We start from the raw sequence: 7,422 nt of genomic DNA, 5'->3' as shown, positions 1-7,422 counted from the left end.
GTCGGAGATGTGAAGGCCAAGGCCGTGGCCAATATCGACCACACCGTCGGACGTGCGTATGTGCAGGTCAACCGGGTGCCGGTCACGCCCCCGCCCTTGTGCCGTCGGTCAGAGGTCGAACTCGTGCGGCGGGAGTTCCAGGGTGAAGCAGGCCTCGCGGACGACGGACTGCTCGGTCTTGTCGAAGTCGCCGTCGGCGCCGCCGATGACGATGCCGATCTGGATGACGGCGCGGGCCTCGGCGGGCTTCTTCTTGGCCTTGGCGATCTCCTGGAGGACGCTCACCTTGCCGAAGGCGAAGTCGGTGGTGAGCTTGTTCAGATTGTCCTCGAAGCGGCGGCGCAGGTCGTCCGCCGGGAAGTTCTGGAGCACCTCATTGGTGGCGATGAGCTGGGCCACGCGCTGGCGCTCGGAGGGGTCGACGGTGCCGTCCGCGGCGGCCACCAGGGCGCACATGGCCATGCTCGCGTCCCGGAAGGCGCCGCTCTTGAGGTCGTTCTTCTTCGCCACCAGCTGGTTCTGCATCTGCGACGCGGATTCCTTGACGCGGTCCCACAGGGCCATGCTTGCTCCTCATATCAACGGCAGGTGCCCCGCGGCACCCACCGGCAACTTCTACAACACCGTAGAAACTGACGGTGGGGCCGGAAAGTTCCGGGACGTCATACCGCGCTCGTCCCGGCCTCCTCGGCGAGGGCCCGTGCCCGGCGGCGCCGCTTGCGGCGGCTCACCCGGGGCTCCTGGTCCGGCAGCCAGCCGAAGGCGAGACAGCTGCCGACGACACCGAGCAGCAGGCCGATGAAGAAGCCGCCCAGGTTGGACGTGACCCAGGTGCCCAGCGACGCCAGCACCCCGAGGATGGAGTAGAAGAGCCGCTGCGCGGGGTTGAAGAGGACCAGCAGGCCCAGCAGCGCCATCAGGACCGGCAGCAGATAGCCGGCGAGCCCCTGCATGCCGATGTGCATCACGACCTTCAGCGACGCCTTCTCGGTCAGCAGGATCTCGCCGCCGCCCAGGGCGAGCAGCAGCCCGCCCCAGAACGGCCGGCGGGCCCGCCAGGCCCGGAAGGAGCGCCGGGGTACCGGTCGGGGACTCTCCGCCACGGTGCTCAGCAACCCGAGTCGCTGAAACGCAGCTTGAGACCCGGCAGCTTGAACACCCCTGCCGTGGTCGCGTAGTTGGTCTGCCGCAGATTGTCGATGTGCACGCTGTCGGCCTGCTGGCTGAAGACGCCGATCGGGCCCTTCGCGTTGGCCTCGGTCAGCGTGCTCGCGTCGTTGCCGATCTCGATGTGGTTGAACGAGGCGTCACCCGACATCTCGGTGGAGTCGGTGGTCAGATCGGACGCGCTGACCTTGGTGTCGCCGGAGCCCGCGGTGATCAGCAGGTTGGTGCCGCCGAGGTCGACGCTCTGGCACAGCTTGGTCAGGGTGGCCTTCTTGATCGCCGAGGTGACGATGAGCTCCTGGCCGCCGGTGTCACCGGCGTTGGGGCTGCCGTCGGCCATGTTGTCCAGGCCGCCGAACTGTTCGAAGCCGGTGCCGTCCAGCTGGCTCGCGGTGACCGTGAACGGCATGCCGGAGATGGCGAACTGCACACCGAGCGCGCCCTGTGCGGTGAGGACCGCGAGGCCGGCGGCGACGAGGGTGGCGGGCACCGCCATCACCGCGGCGCGACGGGCCCGGACACGGCCCCGTCTGCCGGCCGCGGGGGCCGGGGTGCCGCTCGGTGCTTCGGACGGTGAACCGTTTTCCGGGTTCTCGGGGGTGTTGCCGGTGGACGAGAGGTCCGGGGACGAGGCCATGTCTGCTCCCATGGGCATGGATCAATGCGGGTTGGGCTTCAGTGGCGCGATGTCCTGGCGCGGACAGCGGCCGCCGCGGACGCCTCCTCGCACTCCCGGCGGGTGCAAGGGCTTTCTCGTTACGCGGCGGTAGCCTTTCGAGGAAGTTACCGCCGGTTACATTTTGGGGTCAAGGGAGATGTGAAAAAAGGGTGTCGACGGTGCGTACGAGCCCTGCGAACCCTCAACTTCCCCTGTGTGCAGATGCGTTGAACGGTCCGATGGGTTGACGCCGATGGTTGACGGGGCTACAAATTCCTCAGATTCCACGGATCCGTGGCGCCGGATCCCCGAGCGGCAGCGGCCGTGTCCCCTGCGGGCACCGGCCGCGTTCCCGGCCCTTACGCGGCACCCGCTCCACTGCGCGGCGATCGTCTCGAACGCGGGCCGTCGCACCTGCCGGCCCCTTCGAACGGCGGCCGTCCCGAACGGTGATCCTCCCGCACGGTGATCTTCCCGCACGTCGCGCGAGTACGGCACGGACAGCTCCCCCACGGGTCCGTACCGGCACCCCCCTTGTACGTCCGGCCCGGCCGATTCCCCCCGGGTACCGGCCGGTGTCCGGCCCGCCGCCGTCGCCGGTCCGTCGCGTAAGGAGAAGGCGTGACGGACCCGCGGCGGCGGCGACATCCGCACTGCCGCTGCACCGCCCCCACCCCCCACGTCCGCGTTTCCCCACCCCATCAGAGAGGCACCCGCATGCGTACGCGTACCCTCATCGCTCTCGCCGGCACCGCCACCGCCACCGCGCTCGCCCTCGTGTCGGCCGGTCCGGCCTCCGCGGCCGGCACGGTCCTCACCACGGGCAGCGCCGGCGGCACCGCCGTCGCGGTCGGCGACACCCTCACCGCGCCCCTGGCCAGCGGCACCTCGGCCACCTTCTACTCCAGCTCGACCGGCACCAGTGGCGTGAAGTGCGGCACCTCCCAGTTCACCGCCAAGGTCACCGCCAACCCGACCGCGCCGGGCACCGCCACCGAGTCCCTCACCGGGCAGACCTTCAGCGGCTGCACCAGCAATGTCACCGGTGTCCTCGGCGTCACCAGTGTGACCATCGACAACCTGCCCTACACGGCGTCGGCCGCCTCCGACGGCACCCTCACCGTCACGCCCCCGAGCGGCTCCGTCATCCAGTCCACGGTCAAGCTGAGCACCCTGCTGGGCAGCGTCACCTGTGTCTACCAGGGCCCGAGCCTGGCCGGGAAGACGGCCAACGCCGACAACAGCATCGCCTTCACCAACCAGCAGTTCAACAAGGTCTCCGGGTCCTCGCTCTGCTTCTCCACCGCGTACTTCAGTGCCAAGTACGCCCCGGTGACCGACGGCGGGGCATCGGTCTACGTCAACTGACGTCCCCCGGGCGGTCGTTTCGGGCCGTCCTGAACGCAGCGCCCAGGCGGCGCCGACGCGGTGCACTCCGGCATCGCGGCGGCGCCGCCCTGCTGTGCGCCATCCTGCCGTAAGGGCCGTACTGCCTTACAGCGCAAGGCAGTTGGCCTTTTTCGGCCCTCCGGTGAGACGCCGTTGAGGAGCCGGCCGTCCGCCTCGTATCGTGGCGATCATGGGGACTCCCGTTGCCATTCGGTGAGTTATCGTATGCAAGGGGTTAAAAACAAACCGCATGTCCCGTTCGTTCGTCTCGCGAGGAGGGGTCCCAGCATGGCGAGGCAGTTACGCGCCGAACAGACCCGGGCCACGATCATCACGGCCGCCGCCGATCTGTTCGACCAACACGGCTACGAATCCACCAGTCTGAGCGACATCGTCGCACACGCGAAGGTCACCAAGGGCGCCCTCTACTTCCACTTCGCCGCCAAGGAGGATCTGGCACACGCGATCCTGGAGCTGGAGAACCGCGCGGCCCGCCGTCTGGTGGCCGATCTCGACGGGCGCGGCTACTCCTCCCTGGAGGGCCTGATGCGCACCACGTTCGGGATCGCCCGGCTCGCCGTGGACGACCCGGTGCCGCGCGCCGGACTGCGCCTGGCCACCGCCGACGTCACCGTACGGCCGCCGCTGCGCCACCCCTACACCGAATGGCTGGAGTTCGCCGCCCGCAAGTTCACCGGGGCCGTGCGCGAGGCCGATGTGCACGGCGACCTGGATGTCTCCGCCGCCGCCCACTCGCTCGTCTGCTTCTTCTTCGGCACCCGCGTCGCCGGCCGCTTCGAGCCCGTGGGACGCCTGCCGCGCCGGGTCGCCGAGATGTGGCACCTGATGATCCGCGGCCTGGTCCCGGTGCACCGCCGCCCCCGCTACGTCACCCTCGCCACGCAGCTGGAGCGGGAGATCAGAACCGCGTGAGACGCGCGATACGGTGACGGACATGCCCGAAACCCCGTTCGCATCCGTGATTCTCGGCAACGAACCCGGCTCGTTCCCGCACGGCGTGCTGGCCGAGCGGCACCCGGCGATCATCCGCCAGGTGCGGGACGCCCTCCCGTACGGCCCCGGGCAGCACCGCGCGCTGGACGAGCTGCTGAAGAACTGCGCCGAGGGGACCGTGGCACCCCTGCCCGCCGACGCCCCGGACCGCGCGGACTGGCACGCGTGGGGCCTGGCCGAGTACGCCGGACAGTCCTGGTTCGATGTGCCGTGGCTGTGGTCCGAGAGCTACTTCTACCGCCGACTCCTCGAAGCCGTCGGCTACTTCACGCCCGGGCCCTGGCGGGGCATCGACCCCTTCCGGCCCGTCAAGCGCGCGGAACTGGACGCGCCGGAGACCGACCGGGAACTCGCCGCCCTCGACGATCTGCGGGACCTTCCGGAGCCCGAGCGGTGCCGCGCCCTGCTGCACGGCTCGCTCTGGGGCAACCGCGCCGACCTGGGGTTCCGGCTGTCCGCCGAGGGCGCCGAGGCCCGGGAGCCGGCACCCGCGCTGGTCGCCGACGACAGCGAGCGGCTGTGGTCGCTGCTGCCGCCCGGCGGCGGAGCCGACCTGGTCCTCGTCGCGGACAACGCGGGCCGGGAACTCGTCCCCGATCTGCTGCTGATCGCCCAGCTGCTCGCCGGGGGCCGGATCGCGCGGGCGGTGCTCCAGGTGAAGCCGTACCCCTACTACGTCTCGGACGCGATCATGGCCGATGTGCTCGACGGCCTGGAACGGCTGCGTACGGCGCCGGGCGCGGCCGGTGAGTCGGGGCGGCTGCTCCGCTCCGCCATGGCCGACGGGCGGCTCACGGTCCGCGCCCACCCCTTCTTCTGCGCCCCGCTGCCGTACGAGCGGATGCCGCCGGACCTGCGTGCCGAGTTCGCCGCCGCCACCCTCACCGTTTTCAAGGGCGACCTCAACTACCGCCGCCTGGTGGGCGATCGGCGCTGGCCGCCGACCACGTCCTTCGCGGCGGCGACCGGGTACTTCCCGGGCCCGGTGGCCGCGCTGCGCACCCTGAAGTCCGAGGTGATCACCGGGCTGACCGCCGCCACCGAGGCGCGGCTGGTGGCGGCGCAGGGGCAGCGCTGGCGCACGGCCGGCACGCATGCGCTGATCCAGGTCAACCGACCCGCACGGGAAGGGACTTGAGCCCGTTGATGAAGTTCGACACCAGCCGCTCGGCCGGGCCCGCGGGGCGCAGTCCGGGCAGGGCGCGCGCCACCTCCGCGTAGAGCAGCCGCAGTTGCAGGCGGGCGAAGTGGGCGCCCAGGCAGACGTGCGGGCCGTCCCCGAAGGAGACATGCGGGTTGGGGGAGCGGGCGAGGTCCAGTCGGCCGGGGTCGGCGAAGGCCCGCTCGTCGCGGTTGGCGGAGGCGTGGAAGACCACGACCTTGTCGCCCGCCGGGATGCGTCGGCCCGCCAGCTCGGTGTCCTGTACGGCGGTGCGCCGGAAGGTCAGCACGGGCGGATGCCAGCGCAGCAACTCGTCGACGGCTGGGGCGAGTTCGGCCTTCCCGGTGCGCAGCAGGTCGTACGACTGCGGGTGTTCGGCCAGGGCCAGCAGGCCGCCGGGGGCCGCGCTGCGGACGGTGTCGTTGCCCGCGATCGTGAGCAGGAAGAAGAACATCTCCAGCTCGGGCCCGGTGAGTTCGGGGTCGGTGGCGAGGGTCGTCATGATGTCGTCGGCGGGGTGCCGGCGCTTGTGCGCGGCCAGTTCGTGCGCGTAGCCGAACATGTCCCGCAGCAGCGCAGGGGAGCGCGGGTTCAGCGGCCTGCCCGAGCCGTCGAGGACCGGGGGAGCGGCCTCGTCCGGGTCCTGGTAGCCGATCACCCGTCGCGTCCAGCGCAGCAGCAGCCGTCGGTCGCCCTCCGGGACGCCCAGCAGATCGGTGAGGTTGAGCAGGGCGTACTCGTCGGTGACGGCCGCCACCAGGTCGACCGTGCCGTCCCCCCGCTCGGCCCGCTCCCGTGCCGCCGCGAGCAGGTTCCGCGCCCGCTCCCGGGCGAGGGCCGCGAACCGCTCGATCCGTCCCGGGGTGAACGCCCGGCTCACCAGCCGCCGCAACCGGCCGTGCCGGGGCGGATCCTGATTGAGCATCATGCGCCGCACGAACGGCAGGTCCTCCGGGTCCGGGTCCCGGATCTGGGTCGCGCCGAGGTGCGAGGAGTACCCGGCCGAGTCCTTCAGGACCCGGACGACGTCCGCGTGCCGGGTCACCGCCCAGAACCCGGGCCCGGCGGGCCAGCCCAGCACCTCGGGCTCCTCCTGCCAGGCCACCGGGTGCTCGTCGCGCAGGACGCGGTAGGCGTCGTACGGCACCCCGGTGGCGTACCGGCGCGGGTCGAAGACGTCCGGCACCGGAGCGGTGGTCCCTGTGCTCACGCCCGGTCGCTCCCGTCCGCGCGCAGGAAGTCCTCCACCACCCGGATCAGTTCCAGCGGTGTCTCGTCCATCGCGTAGTGGCCGGCCCCGGGCAGCGCGACAAGATCGCCGTGCCGGTACCAGGACAGCCAGGTCGCCCGCATCAGGTCGGGCGACAGGGCCGGGTCCAGTTCGCCCGCCACGGCCAGCGCGGGCACCTCGCTGCCGGTCACCTCGGTGTGGAAGTCCTCGCCCGCCCAGGAGTCCAGCCAGGCCCGGAACGCCTTCGCGTCGCTGCGCTGGAACGACGTCCACACCATCCGGTCCAGCCAGGCGGCCGGGCGGCGCCCGCCGGTGGTGAAGTCGATGATCGCGCGCCGGTTGCCCGCCTTGTGCCCCGCGTCCGTGAACAGTGCGCCCTGCTCACCCGAGAGCGGCATCCCCGCGGCGGGCACCGGGGAGACCCCGACGATGCGGCGCAGCCGCCCGGGGGCGAGCGCGAGCAGCCGCTGGGCCACCGCGCCGCCCATGGAGTGCCCGATCACCGAGAACCTGGCCCAGCCGAGCCGGTCGGCCAGCGCCACCAGGTCCACGGCCGCCTGAGCCGTCGTATACGGCCCCGGCGCGTCCGCGGCCTCCCCGTAGCCGCGCAGATCGACCGGCACATAGGTGAAGGAGGTGCGGTCCAGGTCCGGCAGGACGGCCGCGTAGGCGGAGCGGTCGGCGAACCAGCCGTGCACGGCGAACACCCGGTGGGCGCCGTCGCCGTGCACCTCATGGGGCAGCACGAAGGAATTCATGCGCCTACGGTGGCCCGGGTGCCCGAGCACGGCAAGGGCGCGG

At 71.5% G+C, this 7,422-nt stretch carries 8 protein-coding genes; 3 read left to right on the top strand and 5 right to left on the bottom strand.

The features are described 5' to 3' along the window. Positions 1-108: 108 nt before the first annotated feature. The 3 genes from AB0N90_RS33410 to AB0N90_RS33400 form a co-directional block, all read right to left on the bottom strand. On the bottom strand, positions 109-564 hold the full coding sequence (locus AB0N90_RS33410; RefSeq protein ID WP_085567128.1) for a tellurite resistance TerB family protein: 456 nt from the start codon (positions 562-564) through the stop codon (positions 109-111). Positions 565-662: 98 nt separating this feature from the next. Next, on the bottom strand, positions 663-1,103 hold the full coding sequence (locus AB0N90_RS33405) for a DUF6114 domain-containing protein (protein WP_361679332.1): 441 nt from the start codon (positions 1,101-1,103) through the stop codon (positions 663-665). Between the two features lie 5 nt (positions 1,104-1,108). Then, complete coding sequence (locus AB0N90_RS33400; protein WP_361679329.1) at positions 1,109-1,804, bottom strand: DUF6230 family protein; 696 nt, start codon at positions 1,802-1,804, stop codon at positions 1,109-1,111. A 738-nt stretch (positions 1,805-2,542) separates the two neighbouring features. Between AB0N90_RS33400 and AB0N90_RS33395 the strand changes: the two genes are divergently transcribed. The 3 genes from AB0N90_RS33395 to AB0N90_RS33385 all read left to right on the top strand — a co-directional run bounded on the left by AB0N90_RS33395 (position 2,543) and on the right by AB0N90_RS33385 (position 5,366). Continuing rightward, on the top strand, positions 2,543-3,193 hold the full coding sequence (locus tag AB0N90_RS33395; RefSeq protein ID WP_365202832.1) for a Tat pathway signal sequence domain protein: 651 nt from the start codon (positions 2,543-2,545) through the stop codon (positions 3,191-3,193). 309 nt (positions 3,194-3,502) lie between these two features. After that, positions 3,503-4,147 carry a ScbR family autoregulator-binding transcription factor gene (locus tag AB0N90_RS33390; RefSeq protein ID WP_037655450.1) on the top strand — a complete coding sequence of 215 codons (645 nt, stop codon included), beginning with the start codon at positions 3,503-3,505 and terminating at the stop codon, positions 4,145-4,147. A 22-nt stretch (positions 4,148-4,169) separates the two neighbouring features. After that, positions 4,170-5,366, top strand: coding sequence for a damage-control phosphatase ARMT1 family protein (locus AB0N90_RS33385; RefSeq protein WP_365202830.1), 1,197 nt, complete (start codon positions 4,170-4,172; stop codon positions 5,364-5,366). Here the strand turns inward: AB0N90_RS33385 and AB0N90_RS33380 are convergent. Both AB0N90_RS33380 and AB0N90_RS33375 read right to left on the bottom strand, forming a co-directional pair. Continuing rightward, positions 5,338-6,600, bottom strand: coding sequence for a cytochrome P450 (locus tag AB0N90_RS33380; RefSeq protein ID WP_365202828.1), 1,263 nt, complete (start codon positions 6,598-6,600; stop codon positions 5,338-5,340). The genes AB0N90_RS33385 and AB0N90_RS33380 overlap by 29 nt on opposite strands. Continuing rightward, positions 6,597-7,379: an alpha/beta hydrolase gene (locus tag AB0N90_RS33375; RefSeq protein WP_365202826.1), complete on the bottom strand. Its 783-nt coding sequence runs from the start codon at positions 7,377-7,379 to the stop codon at positions 6,597-6,599. The genes AB0N90_RS33380 and AB0N90_RS33375 overlap by 4 nt, the downstream gene beginning before the upstream one ends. Between the last annotated feature and the right edge of the window lie 43 nt (positions 7,380-7,422).

It is taken from the genome of Streptomyces sp. NPDC093018, from assembly GCF_040684035.1.
Taxonomy (GTDB): Bacteria; Actinomycetota; Actinomycetes; order Streptomycetales; family Streptomycetaceae; genus Streptomyces; species Streptomyces murinus.
Note: the sequence above shows the minus strand (reverse complement) of the source record. Positions and strands in the feature narration are given on the sequence as shown.

Coding starts and splice junctions, on each gene's coding strand:
- AB0N90_RS33410 (WP_085567128.1), bottom strand. CDS start 564: ATGGCCCTGTGGGACCGCGTCAAGGAATCCGCGTCGCAGATGCAGAAC.
- AB0N90_RS33400 (WP_361679329.1), bottom strand. CDS start 1,804: ATGGCCTCGTCCCCGGACCTCTCGTCCACCGGCAACACCCCCGAGAAC.
- AB0N90_RS33395 (WP_365202832.1), top strand. CDS start 2,543: ATGCGTACGCGTACCCTCATCGCTCTCGCCGGCACCGCCACCGCCACC.
- AB0N90_RS33390 (WP_037655450.1), top strand. CDS start 3,503: ATGGCGAGGCAGTTACGCGCCGAACAGACCCGGGCCACGATCATCACG.
- AB0N90_RS33385 (WP_365202830.1), top strand. CDS start 4,170: ATGCCCGAAACCCCGTTCGCATCCGTGATTCTCGGCAACGAACCCGGC.
- AB0N90_RS33375 (WP_365202826.1), bottom strand. CDS start 7,379: ATGAATTCCTTCGTGCTGCCCCATGAGGTGCACGGCGACGGCGCCCAC.